This window comes from Synechococcus sp. W70.1 (genome assembly GCF_047461515.1).
Classification (GTDB): Bacteria; Cyanobacteriota; Cyanobacteriia; order Thermostichales; family Thermostichaceae; genus Thermostichus.
The window spans coordinates 80389-101157 of sequence record NZ_JANSHH010000034.1 but is presented as its reverse complement, the minus strand read 5'-3'; the positions used below and the strand labels follow the sequence as shown (position 1 = coordinate 101157).

Here is a 20769-nt window from a genome sequence, read left to right as displayed (position 1 = left end):
GAGACAAGCTCGGGACTCATTGGCAGCTCCAAGGCTCTGCTAGCTGCCGCCTAGAAGCCAGCTACAGCTGCAGGGAGTATGTCAACCTGGAAAAACCCTTTCTAGTTAGAGGTCACCATGCGGATCCCGACTTGCACCTATCGCATCCAGTTTCACGCCGGTTTTGACTTCGAGGCAGCACGGCAAATCGTCCCCTACCTAAAGTTGCTGGGTGTTAGCGATCTGTACGCCTCTCCCATCTTTCAGGCTCGCAAAGGCAGTACCCACGGCTACGACGTGGTGGATCCCACCCAGATCAACTGCGAACTGGGAGGGATCGAAAAATTTGAAGTTCTATGGGAAACTCTCCACCAGCAGGGAATTGGCTGGATCCAAGACATTGTTCCCAATCACATGGCCTATGACGGCCAAAATCGAATGCTAATGGATGTGCTGGAAAGCGGCCCCAACTCAGACTTTATCGATTACTTCGATGTTGACTGGGATCACTCCTATCTTGGCATCAAGGGCAGAATTTTAGCACCCTTTCTAGGAGATTTCTATAACAAATGCTTAGAGTCTGGACAAATCCAGCTTCGCTACGATGCCGATGGCCTTAGCATTAACTACTTCAACTTGAGGTTTCCTCTCAATATCGACACCTACGCCGATGTTTTTACTTACAACTTAGGCAAGCTGCGGCGAAAACTAGGACGCAGCCACCCTGACTACGTCAAGCTACTGGGAATTCTCTTCAGCCTCAAGTTTATTCCTAGCAAAGAAGACCTCCTAGAGCGCACTGACCAAATCAATTTTGCTAAGCACTCTCTGTGGGAGCTTTATACCTCCAGCCCGCATATTCAAAGCTTTTTTGATGAGAACATTGCCATCTTTAATGGCAAGCCAGGAGATCCCTCAAGCTTTGACTTGCTGGACAGTCTCTTGGCACGGCAAAACTTCCGCCTTTCCTTCTGGAAGGTAGGTGCTGAAGAGATCAACTACCGTCGCTTCTTTACCATCAATGACTTGATCTCGCTGCGGGTAGAAGACCGGGAGGTCTTTCGCAAAACGCACCAGCTCATCTTTAAGCTTGCAGAGCAAGGGCGCTTTACGGGCTTGCGCATTGACCATATTGATGGCCTATTTAACCCGGAGGAATATCTCCATCGCCTCCGTGAGCGCTGTCCAGATCTCTACATCGTTGTAGAAAAAATACTGGGGCCTGACGAGAAGCTGCCTCCTCAGTGGCCGGTACAGGGCACAACAGGTTATGACTTCCTGGCTAAGCTGAACGGCCTCTTTTGCTGCTCTGAGAACGAGGAGGCGTTTGAAAGGCTATATCAGAACTTTACCGATCTAAGGCAGTCTCCCGAACAGGTAATCGAAGACAAAAAACGCCTAATCATTGAGCGCAACCTAGCGGGGGACATGGACAACCTTGCCTTTTTGCTTAAGCGAATTACCAGCCATCACCGCTATGCCAACGACTTTACTCTCTACAGCTTGCGCCGAGCTCTGGCAGAGGTTTTGGTGTGTTTCCCAGTTTACCGAGTCTACATCCATGAAGGGGTTCTCAGCCCAGAAGGTCAGCAGGCTATCCGCCAAGCTGTAGAGAAAGCTAAGGAGAACCTGCCCATCTTAGTCAACGAGTTGAATTTCCTACAGCGCTTTCTCTGTCTTGAGTTCCCCGAAAACATCTCGGAGGAAGAGAAAAACGAGCAAATCTACTTTGCCATGCGGCTGCAACAGTTGGCCGGCCCTCTCATGGCCAAAGGGGTAGAGGACACGGCCTTCTACGTTTACAATAGGCTGCTATCCCTAAACGAGGTAGGCAGCGATCTGTGTCGTTTTGGCATTTCTATCCAGGAGTTCCATCGCTTTAACCAAGAACGAGCAGCCCAGTGGCCTTTGACCCTAAATGCCTCTTCCACCCACGACACCAAGCGCGGCGAGGATGTGCGGGCCCGCCTGAACGTACTCTCCGAAATACCCGCCGAGTGGGAGAGACATATTAACCTTTGGCACGAGCTCAATGTTGGCTATAAAGTTTACCGCAAGCAAGCCAAGCGTTCGGAGCTGCCAGATCGCAACGACGAGTATTTTCTCTATCAGACTTTGATCGGCTCCTATCCTTTTCAACCAGAGGAAGTTCCGACCTTTGTCCAGCGAGTTAAAGACTACGCCATCAAAGCAGTTCGGGAAGCTAAAGTCCATACTGCCTGGCTTCGCCCCGATACCGAATACGAAGAAGCTACCCTTGCTTTCATCGATCAAATCCTGCAGCCCTCAAGCCCCTTCTTGGAGTCTTTCCTGCCCTTTCAGCGCAAAATTGCCCACTTTGGCATCTTTAACTCTCTCTCTCAAACTCTGCTGAAGCTCACTAGCCCTGGGATCCCGGATATCTATCAGGGCACGGAGCTGTGGGATCTCAGCATGGTGGATCCCGACAATCGCCGACCCGTGGACTTTTCCCGTCGCCTAGCTTACCTCGAAGAAATCCAGCGGCGAATCAAGCAGGATCCCCTGCAACTTATCCAAGATCTTCTGCTCCACCGCCACGATGGCCGCATTAAGCTGTTTCTCATCCACCTGGTGCTCAGGGCCCGTCAGGAACAGCCGCAGCTGTTTCTGGAAGGCAGTTATATTCCTCTACAGGTGAGCGGCTCCTATGCCAACCACGTTATAGCCTTTGCCCGTCAGCACGATAAACAAGTCGTGCTGGTGGTGGCACCCCGCTTTTTAACTTCCTTAATTGATGAAACTCAAGATCCCCTAGGGGAATCGGTTTGGAAAGATACGGAAATTCAACTGCCGCGCTGGAAGCGGCTGGACTGGGTGAATGGCTTAACCCAGGAAGAGATCCTTGGTGGCGACAGCTTGCCCGTGGGGGCCGTCCTCAAGTCTTTCCCCGTGGCTCTGCTATGGGGGCAATCTCGCTGAGGAGCCTAGGGAGCCGCTGCCGCAGGAGTCAGGGCCTGGAAGTTGACAATGCGGGCAAACTCTTGGGGATCGAGGCTAGCACCCCCCACCAGTACGCCATCAATCTGCGGCTGGGCCATCAGCTCGTCGATATTGCTGGCTTTGACCGAGCCACCGTAGAGGATGGGTAGATGGTCAGCGCCCAGATGCTGGCGAATAAGGCCAATGACGCGGTTGGCCTCAGCGGCTGCACAGGTTTTTCCCGTGCCAATGGCCCAGATGGGCTCGTAGGCAATCACAAGGTTTTGCAGATTGATCCCTGTCAAGGCGCGATCCAACTGTCCCACAATCCAAGACTCGGTTAGCCCCTGTTCCCGCTGCTGCAAGCTTTCCCCCACACAGAGGATAGGGGTGAGCCCATGCCGCTGGGCCGCCGCCAAGCGCCGGTTGACGGTTTCATCCGTTTCGCCAAAGTACTGCCGTCGCTCGCTGTGGCCAACGATAACGTAGCGCACCCCCAGCTCTACCAGCATGGGGCCGGAGATCTCTCCCGTAAACGCCCCTTGATCCTCCCAATGCAGGTTTTGCGCTCCCACAGCTATGCCGGATCCCCGCGTTTCTTCTGCCACCACGGCCAGGTCTGTAAAGGGCACGCACAGGATGATCTGCCGCTGCGGCATCACCCCTGAAGACGACGCTTGCAGGGCTGGGCCAAACTCGCGGAGAAACTGGCGGGCCTCCACCTGGGTTTTGTGCATTTTCCAGTTGCCCGCGATGAGGATGGGACGCAAGCTAGATCCTCCCTAAGCGACACAACGATCCCAAAGGGGAATCCCGATTTCGAGTGTATCAGCAAGCGGTTCCAAAAGAGGGCGGAGGAGCTTGCTGGCGGCGCTCTTCCAAGCTGGCTGCTATAGCAGCTAGGCAGTCTTGCAGGGGGGAGCCCCGCTCCAGGTGCTGGACGGCAACGGCATAGGCTTCAGGGTGGGCTTGCAACAATGCCCGGCTCTGGCGCAAGAAGCGGTTCATTTGAACCCTCACTTGAGCAGCAGAGGCCAAAGGCGGGGCAGCCCGGATCCCTGACAGGAGCTTAGCCAACTGTTGCCTATCCTCCTCATCCCCCACCACTTGGCCATAGTGCAGAGACTCTGCGGCAGCCCCTGCCATCCAAAACAGGCCGTAGCGCTCCAGATCTGCCCAGGAGATGACCCCCTGGGCTTCCCAGGTGTACATGGGGGCCGGATCCAGCTCCACTCCGCCGTAGCCCGGGATCCCTCGTCGGAAGGCTTGCCAAGGGCTGAGCACGTAGCCGCGCAAGGGGATCCCCAGCAGGTGGGCCACCAAAATGTGTCCCGCCTCGTGGCGGATGACCCGCTGCCGATAGGCTGGAGAAGCCCAATCCAGAAGCGCGCCCAGCAACCCCAATAGCCGCCCCCCAAAGGCCACCTGTTCGACAATCCCCAAGGCCACCATCCCAGCCAAAGGCAGAGCTAGCCACGGCCCCAGAGCTGCCGAAGCCACCAAGGCCGCCACGATCCAAGCCGCGCGGGTGATTCCAGCTTCCGACATCGCTTAGGCTTTTGCCTCCGGGCCTAGCTCGAGCGCCAGCAGCTCATCGGCCAACTGCAGAAACGCCTCCCGATCCAAATAGGAAACATCCCCTACCCATTCCCCTAGCTTGACCACGTAGACTTCGCTCAAGGTCGGCCGGCGCCGCAGATCGCGCGAATAGGCTTTCACCAACGCCAACACCGATTGTTTCTTAACAATTCGCCGGTAGCGGGGATCATCCCTAGCCCGCACGCGGTAAGTAACCCCTGTCTCATCGCCAATTTCCATCTCAAACTGGCGCTCTCGCACCTCCTCGATGTAGAGCTCCCCGTCCTCATCCAGCTTTTTCCGCTCTTCCACCACCACCTCGTAGCGGCGGGTGCTCAACACCTGGCCAAAAAAGAGCCCTCCGTAAGGGATCTCGCGAAAAGCCATCTGCCGGCGGGAGATGGTGTAGAGGGGCCCCCACAGGAAGGGGTAGAGCAACGAGAGAAACCCTGCCAGAAAGGAGACTGCCCCCAGGAAGGATCCCTCGCCAAAAGCGCGAGACAGCACCAGCAGCGCTACGCCCACCAAAATAGCCGTAATGATCCGGCCTACGCTGTTGAGGGCATCGCTCCAGTAAGCGGCGTACTGGAGCCGCGTAGGCACTAGCGGGATCACCGACTCGCACTCTTCTGGGGTAAGCTCCAACAACATGCCCCGGGATCCTCGAAAGAACCAGACCCCATCTTAGAATGAGGCAGAGAGGCTCTGGGGCAAGTTTCCGGGGTCAGACAGCAGGTGGCCCATTTTCTTCACTCCCACAGCCGCCGAATGGGAGAGCGGTGCAAAAGGCGGTGGGTTTCAGCCAACAAGTCCGGGATCGGCAGGTGCTCCGGACAGCGAGGCAGACAGTCGCCGCACTCGGTGCAGCGGTCAGCAGGTACTCCCGGGAACCAGTGCCCCGCCTGGCCAAACATGTTGTAGCGATACTGGGCAAACTCCGTCATCTCGTGGGCAATGGCCAAGTTGCGCAGCCGCAGCACCTCTGGGATGTGGATCCCTTCTGGACAGGGTAGGCAGGCATAGCACTGGGCACAGCGGCTGGACCCCAGGCGCTCCTCTTCTGCTTGGCGCAGCCGCTCCTGCACCGCTAGGCCCTCCGTCCACCAGCGCTCCGGATCCTGCAGGGCCACCAGGGCTGTTTGTAACTCGTCAGGATGGGTGATGCCTAGGCTGAGGGTGTGGATGCGGGGATCCGCCAGCAAAAAGCGGTAGGCAAACTCCAAGGGGCTAAAGGGCGCACAGCTCTCCTGCAGGCGCTGGGGTGGGCGGTAGAGCATTCCCCCCTTGTCGGCGGGGGAGATGATGAACACCCCCATATCCTGCTGGGCCGCCGCCTCTAGGGCCGGTGCATTGCGCTGCTGGAAAAAGTGGTAGTGCAAATTAACAAAGTCAAACTGGCCGGTCTGGATGGCCTCTAGGATTAGCTTCAGGGATCCATGGGTGGAAAAGCCGATGTAGCGCACCAGGCCCTCCTGCTGCGCCTGCCTGAGCAGCGGCAACCCTTCCCGCAGTACCCACTCCAGGTGTTCGGGCAGGTTGATGCCGTGGAAGGCAAACTGATCCAGATACTCCACCTGCAGCCGCCGCAGGGATCCCTCTAGTCGTTCCCGCAGCCTCTCGCCGGGCGTAAGCTTGGTGGTCAGGATCAGGCGCTGCCGCGGCACTGCTAGCTTACGCAGGATCTCCCCCAAGAGCACCTCTGCATGGCCGTAGGCCTGCGCCGTTTCCAGGTGGTTGATCCCTGCCTCCAGCGCCGCTGCCACCGTGGCCTGGGCCTGCTCCGGCGGCACGTTGACCAGCCGCATGCTGCCCAGGGAAAAAGCCGACATGAGCTGCTGGGTGCGCCCAAAGCGGCGGTAGAGCATCTAGCCCAAGGCCTCCCTGAAAAACGCCACTGCCTCCGCCAGCACCTCGAGGAAGCGATCCACCTCGGCCAGGGTGTTGTAGAGGTAGACGCTGGCCCGCGCTGTCGATTGCACCTGCAAGTGGCGGTGCAGCGGCTGGGTGCAGTGGTGGCCAGCTCGGATGGCGATCCCCTGCTCATCCAGCAGCGTAGACAGGTCGTGGGGGTGGATGCCCTCCGCCGAAAAGCTGACCAGTCCTGCCCGGCGCGCCGGATCCTTGGGGCCATAGATCTTCAGGCCTGGAATGCGCTGGAGCCCCTCCAGGAGGCGAGCGGTTAACTTTTGCTCATGGGCATGCACGCGCTCTAGCCCAATCTGGCTCAAGTAGTCTACGGCTGCCCCCAAACCCACCGCTTGGGCAATGGCCGGCGTGCCCGCCTCAAACTTGTGGGGGATATCGGCGTAGGTGGCGTGATCCCAGTACACCTCAGCAATCATCTCGCCCCCACCCAAAAAGGGCGGCATGGCCCGCAGCAGCTCCCGCTTGCCGTAGAGCACCCCAATCCCAGTGGGGCCGCACATCTTGTGCCCAGAAAAGGCCAGCCAATCGCAATCCAGGGCCTGTACATCCACAGGCATGTGGGGCACACTCTGACAGGCATCCAGCAACACCCTAGCCCCGTAGCGATGGGCTAACTCAATCACCTCCCGAACCGGGTTGATGGATCCCAGCATGTTGGAGACGTGAGCTACCGCCACTAGGCGGGTGCGATTGCCCAGCAGAGAGCGGTAGTGCTCCAGATCCAGCTCGCCTTCGGGCGTGATCTGGATAAACCTAAGGCAGGCCCCTGTCTTCTGAGCCACGAATTGCCACGGGATCAAATTGCTGTGGTGCTCCATCACCGACAGGATGATCTCGTCTCCCCGCTCTAGGGTGCTCATGCCCCAACTGTAGGCCACTAGGTTAATGGCCTCGCTGGCGTTGCGGGTGTAGATGATCTCCTGCGGGGAGGGCGCATTGACCAAGCGGGCAATCTTCTCCCGCGCCCCCTCATAGGCCTCAGTGGCTTCGTTGCCCAGAGTATGCACCCCTCGGTGCACGTTGGCGTTGCTGTGCCGATAGTAGAGGTCCATTGCCTGCAAAACCGCCAGCGGCTTCTGGGAAGTGGCCGCATTGTCGAAGTAGATGAGCGGCTGGCCGTTGATTTGGCGCTGCAGGATTGGAAAATCCGGCCGCACCTGGGCAGCTAGGTCGGCAGCGGCATCAAAAGCCTGGCCCAGCTTGGGGGAAGAAAGAGGAGATACCGCCATAGTCTGCGCAGAAGCCTATCTCCCTCAGTATGGCATCGCTCTAGGATCCACCCCGAAAACTCTCCCTTGCCGGCAGAAGAGAGTTGTCACAAACTGTAATTTGGTGTTAATTTTCTTTGAGAAAGGTTATGAGGTATTAACCATGCAACCCTCTCCCCGGATCCCTTCTCGCCTGGATTCTGCTTCCGTAGCTAAGTACTACGACACCACCAACGACTGGATCCCGGGCTGGACGGAGCAGGCGGAGCGCTGGAATGGCCGCCTGGCTATGGTGGGCTTTGTCATCAGCATCGCCACCGAGGCGCTAGTGGGCCACAGTGTTTTCGCCAGCACCCTTGCCCAGTGGCTGGGACTGCGGTAGCTCTGGCAAGGCAAGCTAGAGAAAGCGGCGGCGGGCCGCTAGGATCCCAGTTCTTCTCCCGCCAGCTTGTTGGCTTAGCACTTCGACACTAGACAGCAATGCTTGACAACCCCTTCCTCCCCTACATTGCTGTGATGGTAACAGGCTTAGTGGCTGCCGTTGCCCTGGGTTCGATAGCGTTCTTTAACTCCAAGCGCCCTGCAGGCTGGGAGGGTGCTGTTCGTCCACCCTATGTGCCGCAGTATGGGCAAGAGGGCGAAGCTCCACCGGCATGGGAAATTGGCTGGACGGAGCAAGCTGAGCGCTGGAACGGGCGGCTGGCCATGCTGGGGTTTGCCATTAGCATCGCAGTGGAAGCACTAGTAGGCCACAGTGTGCTGGCCTTTGTCCTAGGCCTGCGCTAACAGCCGGCCCGGATTTCTTGAGCAGGTCTCTTGGGACGTCCTGAGCAGCCAAGGCTTTCGTTGGCCAAGCAGTGGGTTGGGTAGAGCTTGAACATAAAACGGGATCCGTCTCCCCAAGACCGATTTTCTTCCAGCAGGCTCAAGACTCTACTCCGTTGCTGCGCTTTTGCTCAACTTGAGGATCTGGGCCGCCACGCCTAGGGTTTCTTCGTAAAGATAGTCAGGGCCAGGCCGCTGCAACTCGGCAGCCAGCAGCGTTTCCAAGGAATCCTGCTCCAGGGGTGCCACCTGGCGAACCACGCATCTCTGGGCACCTCCCCTGGCTTCCATGCGCATGCAGCCGGTGGTTTCCGAACAAAGCACAGTGCAGGCGTTGGCTTCCTGGTTGCCCGAGGTGAGGCGCAGCCCAATGAGGTCCCCCGGCTGGCTAGTCTCCGAGACCAGGGGTACGGCGGCCAACTCTGCCTTCACCTCACCTCCAGCTTGAGTTTGGAAGCGGATGAGGTCAATCTCATAGTCCTGTTCCCGGCTCTGCGCTCGCTCGGTGGGCGTCCACCCCAGACGGCTGGCCAGCCAGCTCAGGAAAAGGAGGGCCTGGCAGGGGTTGCCGGCTTTGTAGTCAATGGTTACCTGATCTATCCAGTACAAAGACTCCCGCCGCTCTGGCGGGTCGAAGGCTTGGGCAGTGAGTTCCTGCCAGGGCAGCAGCCGGCGCCAGTTGAGATCCCCGCAGTGGTGTCCCTCGCTGACGAGAAGATTCATCTCCTGCAAGTCTTCCTCGGGATTGACAAAGCCCCGCGAGTCGACGATGACGCGGCTGCTTAGAGCCACCAACTTCTGAAACAGCAAGCTGTTCAAGTCCAGGTTGCCTTGCCACCACAGGAAGGTGGGCAAGTTGGGGATCAACAGCGAGGCGACGGTGCTGCAAGCCCGCACAAGAGCCGATTCCGGTGCCTTCAGGGTGATGTATTCGCAACACACCAGCGAGCTGCGCTGTTCGCGCGTCACCGGACAGTAGGCAGCTACCTGGGCCTCGAGGGTGTCGTCTGTGGCTCCCTCCCGTTTGGCCCGCAGGTCAATGACGCGGCAGGGGTTTTGGCTAGCAATGGCCTCGACGGTGGGGGAAGGCAGCAGCAGGGCATCGTCTAGCGACTCATACACCACCAGGGTAAAGGTGGCAGCCCGGGCGGCAACGCTCTCTTCCTTGGAGGACCAGATTTTGTTTAGCTCCTGCTCGATTTCCTCCAGGGAGACGTCTTTTGGGGCTTGCAAAGGCAGGACGGCAGCAGGTTGGTCCATCGTCTCCTCCTGCAGTGGGCTTTTGCTTGATTCTAGGCAGACAGACCGGCTGCCCAGGAGGGGTTTAAGGTGAGATACAGATCTTTCTTCAGGCTGCCGCTTCTAAACCCTCAGGCCAGACGCGGCTGGATGCTCAGCTCCAAGGGTCGGCCAGGATCCCCCACAAGCACCAGACCGCGGCCATTGGCGTGTAGATGCCGCACAATCCAGTACAGCGTTTCGATGCGCTCCGGGCAGCCCAGTTTTTCTGCCAACTGAGTTAGGGTCAGGGATCCCTTTTGCTCTTGCATCACCTCCAGCACCTGACGCTGGAGCTGCAGGACGGCGCTAGCCGCTTTCTTGCCGGCTTCCACCCCCGGCTGGTGATAGGCGTTGACCTGGATCAAGGAGGCGTAGAGGCCCACTGCCCGTTCGTAGAGGGCAATCAGGGCCCCCACGGAGCGGGCATCCACCCGCGGCAGCGTCACCGTGATGGAGTCGCGCCCGTTTTCGTAGAGGGCCTGGCGGGTGCCCTGCAGTAGGCCATCCAGGTAGTCGCCGCTGGTTACCAGTGGCTCTACGAAGGGGGAAGGGATCCCGGGCTCGCGATCCTGGAGCACCTCGATGAAGGTGACGAAGAAGTTGTTCAAGCCCTCCCGCAACTGCTGCACGTAGGCGTGCTGATCGGTGGTGCCCTTGTGGCCGTAGACGGTGAGGCCCTGCTCCACCAGGTTGCCCTGCAGGTCGTGGGACTTGCCTAGGGACTCCATCACCAACTGCTGCAGGTAGCGGCTAAACAGAGCCAGGCGGTCTTTGTAGGGTAAAACCACCATATCCTTGCGCCCCCGCCCCTCGCCGACGATGTACCAAGCCATGGCCAAGAGGGCAGCGGGGTTGCGCTCCAGCTGGGGTACGCGGGTGGCCTCGTCCATGGTGGCGGCCCCGGCCAGCAAAGCCCGGATGTCGATCCCCTGCAACGCTGCCGGCAACAGGCCTACTGCCGAAGTTTCTGACGTGCGCCCCCCCACCCAGTCGAAGATGGGGAAGACCGCCAGCCACCCTTCCCGCTGCGCCTGCTGCTCCAATTGGCTGCCGGGACCGGTAACGGCTACTGCCTGGCTGGCAAAGGGGATCCCGGCCTTTTGGTAAGCCAGCGCCACCTCCACCAAGCCGTTGCGCGACTCGGGCGTGCTACCGGATTTGGAGGCGACAACCACCAGGGTCTGTCCCAGTTTGCCTGCTAGCCGCCCCAGCACCCGATCAAACCCGTCGGGATCCGTATTGTCGATAAAGTGAATGTTCAAGGGCGGCTGCAGCGGAGCCAAGGCCTCCGCCACAAATTGCGGCCCCAGGGCCGAGCCGCCAATGCCAATCCAGAGCAGCTCGGTGAAACGCCCTCCTCCACTTGCCGGGATCACGCCGCCGTGGATCTTCTTGGCAAAGCTCTCCACCTGTTCAACGCAGTCTTGAATTGCCTGCCGGATTTCGGCAGTGGGAGCCAGCTCCGGCGCCCGCAGCCAATAGTGGCCCACCTGGCGACCTTCGTCCGGGTTGGCGATGGCCCCGGCTTCTAAGGCCTGCATTTCAGCAAAAGCCCGGGCAAAGAGAGGCCGCAGCGCCTCCACTTGGGCAGGGGTAAAACGGATGCGGCTGATATCCACAAAAATTTCCAGCTCGGGATGGTAGTAGAGCCAATCGCAGTAGCGCTGCCAAAGTTGAAGGCTGTCCATAGGATCCCTGCCGCCAAAGCCGTAACCAGCTTACCAAAGCCGTGCCGCAGCCGGCTCCCTGCCAAGAAGCAGCTAGGATCCAAAACACCGCCTGCTAAAGTGCTCCCCGAAAGCGCCTCCCATGAACCTAGACGCCGACCGGCAGTGGATGGAACGCTGCCTCTCCTTAGCCCGCTCGACACCACAGCGCCCCTCCCCTAACCCGCGGGTAGCTTGCGTCATTGTCCGGGGGGATCAGGTGGTGGGGGAAGGTGTTCATCTAGGAGCCGGCCAGCCCCATGCCGAGGTCTTGGCTCTGCAGCAGGCGGGATCCCTGGCCAAGGGCGCCACCCTCTACGTCAACCTCGAGCCCTGCAACCACTATGGGCGCACCCCCCCCTGCACTGAGGCCATTCTGGCGGCTGGGATCCGGCGGGTGGTGGTGGGGATGCAGGACCCCAATCCGCTGGTAGCCGGCAAAGGGATCCGTCGCCTGCAAGAGGCAGGAGTCGAGGTGACAGTGGGGGTGCTGGAGCAGGACTGCCAAGAGCTCAACGAGGGCTTTGCCTTTGCCATTGTGCGAAAGCAGTGTTTTGGCCTGCTCAAATACGCCATGACCCTAGACGGCAAGAGCGCCGCCACCACTGGCCACAGCCAGTGGATTAGCAACCCCTTGGCACGAGAGTGGGTTCACCGCCAGCGGGCCCGGCACGACGCCGTGATCGTTGGCTCCCAAACCGTTTGGCACGACAACCCCCGCCTCACCTGCCGCCTGCCGGATTTTCAGGGATCCCAGCCTCTGCGGGTGGTTCTCAGCCGCTCCCTTAACCTCCCCCCAGTGGCCCACCTGTGGCAAGTGGAGGAGGCGCCAACTTTGGTGATTACCGAAGCCACTGAGGCCCATCCCCTCTGGGGAGCCCTGGCCAAGCAAGGGGTAGAGCTGCTGCACCTGGATCGAGTAACCCCGGCTCGAGCAGCGCAGGTTCTCTTTGGGCGAGGCTGTCTAAGCGCCCTCTGGGAATGCGGCGGCACCCTGGCCTGGGCAGCCCTCAAGGATGGGGCCATTCAGAAGGTGGCCGCCTTCATCGCTCCCAAGATCCTGGGAGGGGCCAACGCACCAACTCCCGTAGAAGGGGAAGGGATCCCTGAGATCAACCAGAGCTGGCAACTGCTGGAGCCGCAACTGCAGACCTTGGGAGACAACTGGCTAATTAGCGGGAAGCTGGCTCCCTTCCCTCTGGCCTCTGAGGCAGGGTTAGCTTCTTCCTGAGGCTTTGGACCCCTTGGCCTCCTGCCCATGGTAGGTAGGCAGCAGCGATGTTACACTAAGTTACAGCATAGATTACGATATGTCGATCATCCTTGCTATTGTTGTCTTGCTGGGAATTTGGGCGCTGCGCCTGATGGAGCAGGCTTTCCAGCGGCAGGAGTTCTCGCGCATGCTGGCGGGAACCTTAGTGGCTACGGCTGCTGGTGGCCTCTTGACCTGTTACTTCCTGATGAGCGACATCCTACGCCTGTTGTTTTACCTGCAAGCCCCCTCTTCTTCCTCCTATGCCCAAGATCTCCTCTCGGATCTCAGCTGGCTCGACTAGGCCAGTTGGGCTGACAACCAGGCTTTGATGCGCTGGATCAGGAGGTAGTTGGGGGCAAGCAAGTTTTGGTAGAGAAGCTGTGCAAGAGCGTCGACAGGGCTAAACTCTTGCCCAACCAGGAAAGGATAGCTAAAGCCTAGAGGAGTTAGGTGATCCCCCTCTAGACGCTGCCATTCGGTGTGCTCCCCGTACTTGCGAGAAAGTTGCTGATAGAGCAGTGGAATATCGTCAATATCATCCTGCTGAAACTCTACAAGCAGGTTGTTTCTCACCGGATACCGCTCCTCAATGAGGCGATTGGTCTCTGCCGGAGAGGGCTCAAACTCCAACCACAGGTTTACCGGCGGTGACGAGGATCCCATCCACATCCGCCACAGATCGCTGAGTTGCTGTTGAGGCCACGCTTGCACCAACACCTGCAACAGCGGCAGCGCCCGCTCCAACCCGGCATTGCTGTAGGCCAAAAAAATATTGCCGCGCCGCTGGGATCCCAAAGAAGGGAGGGCTAGGCAGGAGAGGATCTGCAGCTTACCGCCAAGGCTGTGGCCCAAGCCAAAGAGGGGTAAGTCCATCAAGCCTTTGCTCTGCAGGCTTCTATGGAGAGATCGTGCTGCCTTGAAAGCTATTTGGGCGTGATCGAGGTCGGTGGCGTAGGCAGTGGCTACAACGGCCATGCCCATGCGGGCCAATTCTTCCAACAGACGGCTGTAGAAAAACTGCGGCGCAGATCCCACAAACGCTCCGCCTAGAAAGTGGATTACGGCGCGGGGTTGGGGAGGCAAAAGAAACCAAGTCTCTCCATCCGTTTGCCAAGTCGGTTTCATGGCGCAGCAACCTCACCTGCCATTTGACTGAGATTCCTCCCAACGGGATCCCCCTTCATCCTAATTGCCCCCTCTTTGCAAGGGGAAGGGCAAACTGGACAAGCCTTCCTAGGAAAGCCTTGGCGAGGCCTTGTGAAAGTACCACTAGTAATTTCCCGGGGCAAAGTTAGCGCGAACGGCCCTGGACTTTGGCCAAAATACGTGTGGTTATGCCAAGCATTTGTTGTATTCTGGGCTTGTGAGCTAATCGATGATGAAGCGCTATGCCCACGGGACGTAGCTAGAACAGCAGCGTGCAGAAGCTGGTCAACAGCAGTGTCAATGCCGTCAGAAGCAGGCTAAAGCTCCACAGCCACACCGCAGCAAGCAGTAGGATCCCGATGACCCAGATGAGCAGGGCATTCCAGTAGGGTCGGTTAGGGGCTTTGGAGACGTTAATTCTTTGAAAGAAAGGCAGCAGGATAAATGCCACATCCAGCAATAGACGCGGCAGCCGCAGATCCTGGGGTAGCGGCCGATCCCGCACCGCCAGGTAGAGCAGCCCCCAGCTCAATAGAAGTGGGATCAGCAGCAGATAGTTGGACTCGGCCAGCAGCGGCCGATCCACCACCAGGGGAAACAGAGGGCTGATCCCCCAGCCCAGATAGAGGTAAAAGTTGAAGTTCAGCAGTGGCCGCAGCAGGAGGGGTAGGTTGAGGCTCTGAATACTCCCCCGGGCTTCAACTCTCTTGCCCCCAGATCCGCCTTCTCGAGGGATCGGCTTTGCCCCAGCTCGCCAACCGCAGTAGTCACAGTAGGGAGACTTGTACCGGTAGGCTGGGATGGGCTTACCACAGGCCGGGCAGCGTTGGAGGGGACGAGGTTGGGAATTGGAGGCCATGGTTATCCCTGATGCAGCGGCTCCAGGATGCCTCAAGCTTTAGCTAATGCCCAAAGCAAACGAGAGGGTAATACAGGCCGCCCCTAGGGCTGCCCCGGCGAGCACCTGGATGGGCGTATGGCCCAGCAGCTCTCGCAGGTAGGGCTCCTGGAAGCGATCGGCGCCTTTCTCTTCCAACCATTCGTCTAGGAGGCGGTTCAACACCTGCGCCTGCTTGCCAGCAGCCTGGCGGATCCCGGCAGCATCATACATCACCACCAGGGCAAAGACCACCGTTGCTGCAAACAGGAGGCTATCCCAACCTTCCTCTAACCCCACGCCCACGGCCAAAGCAGTCACCAGGGCCGCATGGGAGCTGGGCATCCCCCCCATCTCCAGCAAGACCCGCAGGTTGAGCTTGCCCGAGCGCACATAGGCCAGGATGAGCTTGATGGCCTGGGCTAACCCGCTGGCCAGCAGGGCAACCCAGAGAACGTGGTTAGCCATCAACTGCTGCAGCATAGGGCTCTCCGGCAGAGGAAGGGGAGCAAGGCCTCCAAGGGGGGCAGGTTAATGCTGGCGGCGGGCGATGAAATCTGCCAGGGCCAACAGGGGCTCAGCCTGGGATCCATAGGGGCGCAGCGCCTGCTTAGCCGATTGGATCAGCTCTTCGGCCTTCTGCCGAGAGGCCTCTAGACCCAGCAGGCTGGGGTATGTGGCTTTGGCAACCACTTGATCTTTGCCTGCTGTTTTGCCCAACTGTTCGCTAGTGGCAGTGACATCCAAAATATCGTCGACAATCTGGAAGGCTAGGCCAATATCCTGGGCATAGTGGCTCAACCGCCCCAGCAGCTCCTCATCGGCCCCGGCCAGGATCGCTCCTGAGACCACTGAGGCCTCTAGCAGGGCGCCGGTTTTGTGGCGGTGGATGTACTCCAGGGTTTCCAGGGAAATGGCCTTGCCCTCCGACTCCAGATCCACCACCTGGCCTCCCACCAAGCCAGTTGCCGCAGCCGCATGGCCAATGCGGGCAATCACCTCCAGGATCCGCTGCGGCGGCACCCCCCGCGTTTGGCTGGCGATATGCTCAAAAGCGTAGGCCAGCAGGGCATCGCCTGCCAAAATGGCGATATCCTCACCAAACACCTTATGATTGGTGGGCTTGCCGCGGCGAAAATCATCGTTGTCCATGGCTGGCAGATCGTCGTGGATCAACGACATGGTGTGGATCATCTCCAGCGCACAGGCCGTAGGCATGGCCTGCTCCACCGAGCCGCCGGCCAACTCACAGGCTGCTAGACAGAGGATGGGCCTGAGGCGCTTCCCCCCTGCCAGGAGGCTATAGCGCATTGCCTCATAGAGGCGTTCTGGATAAGCAGGCCTAACCGCGGCAGAGAGGGCCTCCTCCACCTGTTGCTGCCGCTGGCTTAGGTAGGTTTCTAGGTCGAAAGTTTGGGCAACCAAGCTGGTTTTCCTCTCAACTCAGCCTCAGAGGATCCCTGGCGGGCAGCTCTACAACAAGGCCCACAGGCTGACATTATCGCATGTTCGCCCGAGCTCCGGATCCCTCCTGCCAAGGCTTGCTTTGGCTTATGGCGAGGATTGCAAGTACTGGGATCTTTGGAGTGCAAGCTTGCGCTGTTTGTCATCTCGATGTCAGGATGCACTAAGGGTCTTCACTGGCTGAGTTTTTCATGTCCCACTCACCTGCCTACCTCAGCGCTTCTCCTCCTCCCGATAGCGATGGCAACCGCCTGCTACGGGCAGCCCGCGGGGAAGTGGTGGATCGCCCCCCAGTTTGGATGATGCGCCAGGCGGGCCGCTACATGGCGGCCTACCGCGAGTTGCAGAGCAAGTACACCTTCAAGCAGCGCTGCGAGATCCCGGAGCTAGCCATCGAGATCTCCTTGCAACCCTTTCGCGCCTTTGCCCCCGACGCCGTGATCCTGTTCAGCGACATCCTCACTCCTCTCGAGGGCATGGGCATTACCTTTGAGCTGGTGGAGAACCAGGGGCCGATTATCGACCCGCCAATTCGCTCCCAAGCCCAGATTGAGCAAATCCGACTGTTAGAGCCAGAAGAAAGCTTGCCCTTCATCAAAACCATTCTTACGACCTTGCGCCGTGAGGTGGAAGGGAAGGCGACCCTGCTGGGCTTTGTTGGCTCACCTTGGACTTTGGCCTGTTACGCTGTCGAGGGGCGCAGCTCCAAAGACTATGCCTACATCAAGAGTTTGGCTTTCACCCAGCCGCAGCTCTTGCACCAGCTGCTGGGCAAGCTGGCCGATAGCATTGCCCGCTACGTGATCTACCAAATTGAGAGCGGTGCCCAAGCGGTGCAGTTGTTTGATACGTGGGCTGGCCAGCTCAGCCCCAGCGACTACGAGACCTGGGCTTTGCCCTACCAAAAGCAGATTGTGGATCAGGTCAAGGCTCGGTATCCCCAAGTGCCGCTGATCCTCTACATCAACGGCAGCGCTGGCTTGCTAGAGCGGGTGGGTAAAGCTGGTATCGACGTGTTCAGCCTTGACTGGATGAGTGACATGGCAGAAGCTAGGGCCCGTCTGGGATCCCTGGCTGTCCAGGGCAACCTCGATCCAATGGTCTTGCTGGGATCGCGGGAGTTGATCCGCCAGCGCACCCTGGAGGTGATTCAGAAGGCGGGCTCGCGGGGGCACATCATGAACCTGGGGCATGGGGTTCACCCTGCCACCCCTGAGGCCAATGTCCACTACTTCTTCGAGACGGTGCGCCAGTCGCCGGAACTCCTGAGGGCCGCTTCGCCAGCTTCCTGACTGAAGCCCAGCAGGCTCCGGTGCCCTTTTCTCTCCAGCCTGCCGAAACGCTGCGCGAGGATCCCCCCCTTCAATCGGGCTCGAAAGATCCGTCCTCCTCTTCTAGGCTCCAGCTTGCTGCCAAGGCGTCCGCCATTGCCGCCCGCAGCGCGCGAGTATCTGCCCACAGTTGCGCGGGATCCGACAGCGGATCCGACAGGGGAACCAAGCGCAAGATGCGGTGCTCCTGCACCAGATCGATCACCACGCTAGGCCGTTCCGTGCCCACCTCTGCCACCTCAGCGGGGGAGGGATCCCGCAAGCAGGCGTAGTCGAAGCTGTTTAGGTTTAGGTAGAGGCTGCGATTGGCCACCAAGGTGGCCGCCGTTGCATCCAGAAATACCTCCATCACATAGCCCTCCCCCTGCCTTTGCACCTGACCTTCGACGATATCGAAGTAGCGAACCCGCCCCAAATCCGCCAAAAGACGGTAAATATCCCGCTTGTTAACCAAAATTCCGCTGTCGACAATGCAGGGAGCACAAGGACGACTCTCGGTCATAGGGCAGCTAGTCTTGAGGCACAAAGTAGGTGGGTCGGGAAGTTGTGTTGAATCCTCAATTAGGGCAAAGAAAATCCAAAGACTTTGCGAAACTCAAGCTACCACAGGATGACCTCTCCCTTTCTTTGCCAAGGGCTGCAGGCTCCTTAAAGATCCCGCTCTAGCCTCCCTTGAATGTATCACAGCTTTTCCAAAAGGGACATGGGTCTTCGCTTTCAAGATGTCTCCACGATAAAGGTCAAGCAAACTGGTTGAGCATCTGCCGTCTTTGATCTACATATTGTGGAAAAATAAGCAGCCAAGGAGTTTGAGACACTAGATGTTGTAGGCAACAGCAAGAGCAGCCCATCTCTGCCCCAGTCTCTGTCGTCGATGAGGAAGATAGACCGCGCAACCTTTTGCCTGCCCAAGCCAGAGGCGCAAGGGAGAGTGGCGGCTAGAAGAGTTCGGCTTAAAACCTCCGAAAAGCCTCATCCGGTTTAAAGTGAGGATTGACCTGACAAGAGTGAGGCTTGGCCGATGACAACTGCCCCAATTCCCGCCTTCTGCCAAGGGATCCGCTACTTTGGCGATCCCTGGCCGGAATTCGACCGCCTGGGCCAGGAACCTGCAGTGGATGCTGCCACAGGCAAGCTGCGGGATCCCGGCAGCCGTATGGCCGCCTACCAGACCTTGCTCTATGCCGATGCGCTGCGCTACCTCACCCTGCAGATGACCGCCAGCAAAGCCTCGGGCCACCCGGGCGGATTTGCCAGCCAAGCGGAAGCCTATGCCGCTTTGGTGTACCTGGGCCAAAAGAACATCCCTACCGAGGTGGGCCACCACGCGCCCGGCTTCTATGCCGCCATGTTCTTGGATGGATCGCTGGCGGAGATGGGCATCCACACCGTCTCCGACCTCCAGGCTCGCTTCCGGGAACGGGAAGGGCTGCTGGGTCACCTCTCTGGCTACATCCCCGGCCTGCTAGCGCCAGCAGGGCCCCTCGGGCAGGGGCAGCATTTTGCCATGGCCGCCGCCTTGCTCTACCCGGATCGGCTCTTCCCCGTCACCATCGGCGATGGGGGCTTGGGGGAGCCCTACGTGATGAGCTCCATGATCCACTTTCACACCGCCTTCCCGCAGCGCACCAACTTCCTGCCGGTGCTGGTCTGGAACGGCTATAGCCAAGAGCACCACAGCATGATCTCGACCTTCACCAACGCTCAAATGGTCGAGTACTGGCGGGGCAATGGCTTTGAGGAAGTGGTGCTAGTCGACGCCAAGGACTTCGACGATGCCCAGCAGCCCGGCCCCTATGTGGATAGCACCCAATTTTCTCTGGAAGCCCGTCTGGCCTTTGCCCAGAGGGTACTGACCGAGATGGAGCGGGCCATCCAGTCAGCGCTGAGCGGACATCTGACGGTTTTCATCCTCAAACAACTCAAAGGAGCGGGCGTACACGCCAAGGGATCCAAATCCCACAACCTCTATGCCCACCACACCTTGGATCACCCCGACATCGTGGCCGCTCTGCAGGCACGGGCCCTCCACCCAGCCGCTTGGGCTTTGGTGCGCCAAAACTGCGAGCGGGCAGCCGGTGGACCAGCCGCCAAGGTAGCTGTCACGGAGTCCGTCCGGCCCTTGCCGCCTTTGGGATCCCTGAACTTAACCGAGTTCCCCCTCGGCGATAAGCAAGTCTCCACCACTGCCATCGGCGCCTTGGTGGTGCAGGTGGGGCAGAAAGACCCTGACTTTCTGGTAGCCAATGCCGATGGCAACGAGGCCTCTGGTCTTGCCAATGTCAACCAGGGCCTGAAAGTCATCCACCCCACAGTGGATCCTCTCTACAACCAACAGCCCCAAGGGCAGGTCTACGAACCCCTGAGCGAAGATGCCTGCGCTGGCTTGACAGGGGGCCTGGCACTCTTTGGCGGGCGCTCCCTCTGGTGCTCCTACGAAGCCTTTGCCGTCAACGGCTTGCCCATCTGGCAGACGGTAACCCAGGCGATGGCGGAGCTGCGCCGCCCCACTCCTTCCGCTATTGCTCTCTTCACGGCTGGAGCGTTGGAGCAGGGACGCAACGGCTGGACCCACCAGCGGCCGGAAATTGAGGCCTACCTAGCGGCCATGATGCGCAACGGCAACATTTTCCCCCTCTTTCCCCCCGACGCCAACTGCGCCCAAGCTGCCTACGAGTGGGCCTTATCGACCTTCAACAAAGGGATCCCGATCTTTGCCAGCAAAACCCCCTTGCCCATCCGCACCACCCTAGAACAAGCCCGCCAAGCAGTGGAGCAGGGTTGCACTGTGCTGCAGGAACTGCCTGGCTCCCGCACCGTGGTCTTTGCCGTGGTGGGAGATATGATCCTCCTGCCCGTCTTTGCCGCCGCTGAACAGCTCAAGGCCCAGGGGATCGGCAGCAAAATTGTCTCTGTGGTCAACCCCCGCCGCCTCTATCGCCCCGTCGACGTGGCCTGGTCCACCTGTGCCCAAGCTGATGGGGAGTTCATGTCTGACCAGGAGTTTGCTGCCTGGTTTGCCGGCGAGGCCCTTATTGGCGTAACCGGCGGATCCAGCCTGATGTTGGAGCCCCTGTTGCTGCGCTACACTGGCCCGCGCGACATCTTTGCCTGGAAACGCGGCGAAACCACCGCCACCCCTACTGAGCTCATGGACTACAACGGCCTGACAGCTCAGGCACTAGCAGAACGAGCCAAGCAACTGCTATGCTGAGGGCGAGCTTTTAGCTTGGTCAGCATTGTCCACCTTATT

At 59.3% G+C, this 20769-nt stretch carries 19 protein-coding genes; 7 read left to right on the top strand and 12 right to left on the bottom strand.

What is annotated here, in order from left to right:
• The first annotated feature begins 117 nt into the window (after positions 1-117).
• Positions 118-2919, top strand: coding sequence for a malto-oligosyltrehalose synthase (gene treY, locus NW808_RS10220; protein WP_414421111.1), 2802 nt, complete (start codon positions 118-120; stop codon positions 2917-2919).
• Positions 2920-2924: 5 nt separating this feature from the next.
• On the opposite strand, the gene tpiA is transcribed toward treY, so the two are convergent.
• The 5 genes from tpiA to NW808_RS10195 form a co-directional block, all read right to left on the bottom strand.
• A complete protein-coding gene (gene tpiA / locus NW808_RS10215; protein ID WP_414405199.1) occupies positions 2925-3689 on the bottom strand; it encodes a triose-phosphate isomerase in 765 nt (254 codons plus the stop codon).
• A 58-nt stretch (positions 3690-3747) separates the two neighbouring features.
• Positions 3748-4467 carry a hypothetical protein gene (locus NW808_RS10210; protein ID WP_414421110.1) on the bottom strand — a complete coding sequence of 240 codons (720 nt, stop codon included), beginning with the start codon at positions 4465-4467 and terminating at the stop codon, positions 3748-3750.
• A gap of 3 nt (positions 4468-4470) precedes the next feature.
• Positions 4471-5148, bottom strand: coding sequence for a hypothetical protein (locus tag NW808_RS10205; protein WP_414396060.1), 678 nt, complete (start codon positions 5146-5148; stop codon positions 4471-4473).
• A gap of 98 nt (positions 5149-5246) precedes the next feature.
• Positions 5247-6362, bottom strand: coding sequence for an aldo/keto reductase (locus tag NW808_RS10200; RefSeq protein ID WP_414421109.1), 1116 nt, complete (start codon positions 6360-6362; stop codon positions 5247-5249).
• The gene (locus NW808_RS10195; protein WP_414405196.1) at positions 6363-7652 is read right to left on the bottom strand and encodes a cysteine desulfurase; all 1290 of its coding nucleotides are present in this window, start codon (positions 7650-7652) and stop codon (positions 6363-6365) included.
• A gap of 142 nt (positions 7653-7794) precedes the next feature.
• Here NW808_RS10195 and NW808_RS10190 point away from each other — a divergent pair, with 142 nt between their 5' ends.
• Together NW808_RS10190 and psb35 are read left to right on the top strand one after the other, a co-directional pair.
• Positions 7795-8013: a chlorophyll a/b-binding protein gene (locus NW808_RS10190; RefSeq protein ID WP_414396054.1), complete on the top strand. Its 219-nt coding sequence runs from the start codon at positions 7795-7797 to the stop codon at positions 8011-8013.
• A gap of 98 nt (positions 8014-8111) precedes the next feature.
• Positions 8112-8417: a photosystem II assembly protein Psb35 gene (gene psb35 / locus NW808_RS10185; protein ID WP_414396052.1), complete on the top strand. Its 306-nt coding sequence runs from the start codon at positions 8112-8114 to the stop codon at positions 8415-8417.
• A gap of 147 nt (positions 8418-8564) precedes the next feature.
• Here the strand turns inward: psb35 and NW808_RS10180 are convergent, their stop codons facing one another.
• Positions 8565-9716 carry a glucose-6-phosphate dehydrogenase assembly protein OpcA gene (locus NW808_RS10180; RefSeq protein ID WP_414421108.1) on the bottom strand — a complete coding sequence of 384 codons (1152 nt, stop codon included), beginning with the start codon at positions 9714-9716 and terminating at the stop codon, positions 8565-8567.
• Positions 9717-9826: 110 nt separating this feature from the next.
• A complete protein-coding gene (locus NW808_RS10175) occupies positions 9827-11425 on the bottom strand; it encodes a glucose-6-phosphate isomerase (protein ID WP_414396049.1) in 1599 nt (532 codons plus the stop codon).
• Between the two features lie 121 nt (positions 11426-11546).
• Here NW808_RS10175 and ribD point away from each other — a divergent pair, with 121 nt between their 5' ends.
• Complete coding sequence (gene ribD, locus NW808_RS10170) at positions 11547-12674, top strand: bifunctional diaminohydroxyphosphoribosylaminopyrimidine deaminase/5-amino-6-(5-phosphoribosylamino)uracil reductase RibD (RefSeq protein ID WP_414421107.1); 1128 nt, start codon at positions 11547-11549, stop codon at positions 12672-12674.
• 79 nt (positions 12675-12753) lie between these two features.
• Positions 12754-12999 (top strand): hypothetical protein, encoded by a 246-nt coding sequence (locus tag NW808_RS10165; RefSeq protein WP_414421106.1) that lies wholly within the window; start codon positions 12754-12756, stop codon positions 12997-12999.
• Here NW808_RS10165 and NW808_RS10160 read toward each other — a convergent pair.
• The 4 genes from NW808_RS10160 to crtE all read right to left on the bottom strand — a co-directional run bounded on the left by NW808_RS10160 (position 12996) and on the right by crtE (position 16146).
• Positions 12996-13823, bottom strand: coding sequence for a DUF1350 family protein (locus tag NW808_RS10160; protein WP_414396045.1), 828 nt, complete (start codon positions 13821-13823; stop codon positions 12996-12998). The two genes, NW808_RS10165 and NW808_RS10160, sit on opposite strands and share 4 nt — an antisense overlap.
• A gap of 280 nt (positions 13824-14103) precedes the next feature.
• Positions 14104-14703 (bottom strand): hypothetical protein, encoded by a 600-nt coding sequence (locus NW808_RS10155; RefSeq protein WP_414421105.1) that lies wholly within the window; start codon positions 14701-14703, stop codon positions 14104-14106.
• A gap of 39 nt (positions 14704-14742) precedes the next feature.
• Positions 14743-15204 carry a divergent PAP2 family protein gene (locus NW808_RS10150; RefSeq protein ID WP_414421104.1) on the bottom strand — a complete coding sequence of 154 codons (462 nt, stop codon included), beginning with the start codon at positions 15202-15204 and terminating at the stop codon, positions 14743-14745.
• A gap of 48 nt (positions 15205-15252) precedes the next feature.
• Positions 15253-16146: a geranylgeranyl diphosphate synthase CrtE gene (crtE, locus tag NW808_RS10145; RefSeq protein WP_414405190.1), complete on the bottom strand. Its 894-nt coding sequence runs from the start codon at positions 16144-16146 to the stop codon at positions 15253-15255.
• Positions 16147-16376: 230 nt separating this feature from the next.
• Here crtE and hemE point away from each other — a divergent pair, with 230 nt between their 5' ends.
• Positions 16377-17477, top strand: a complete 1101-nt coding sequence (hemE, locus tag NW808_RS10140) for a uroporphyrinogen decarboxylase (protein WP_414421103.1) — start codon at positions 16377-16379, stop codon at positions 17475-17477.
• A 70-nt stretch (positions 17478-17547) separates the two neighbouring features.
• Here the strand turns inward: hemE and NW808_RS10135 are convergent, their stop codons facing one another.
• On the bottom strand, positions 17548-18018 hold the full coding sequence (locus NW808_RS10135; RefSeq protein WP_414421102.1) for a hypothetical protein: 471 nt from the start codon (positions 18016-18018) through the stop codon (positions 17548-17550).
• Between the two features lie 519 nt (positions 18019-18537).
• Here NW808_RS10135 and NW808_RS10130 point away from each other — a divergent pair.
• Positions 18538-20730: a phosphoketolase gene (locus NW808_RS10130; protein WP_414421101.1), complete on the top strand. Its 2193-nt coding sequence runs from the start codon at positions 18538-18540 to the stop codon at positions 20728-20730.
• Positions 20731-20769: the final 39 nt, after the last annotated feature.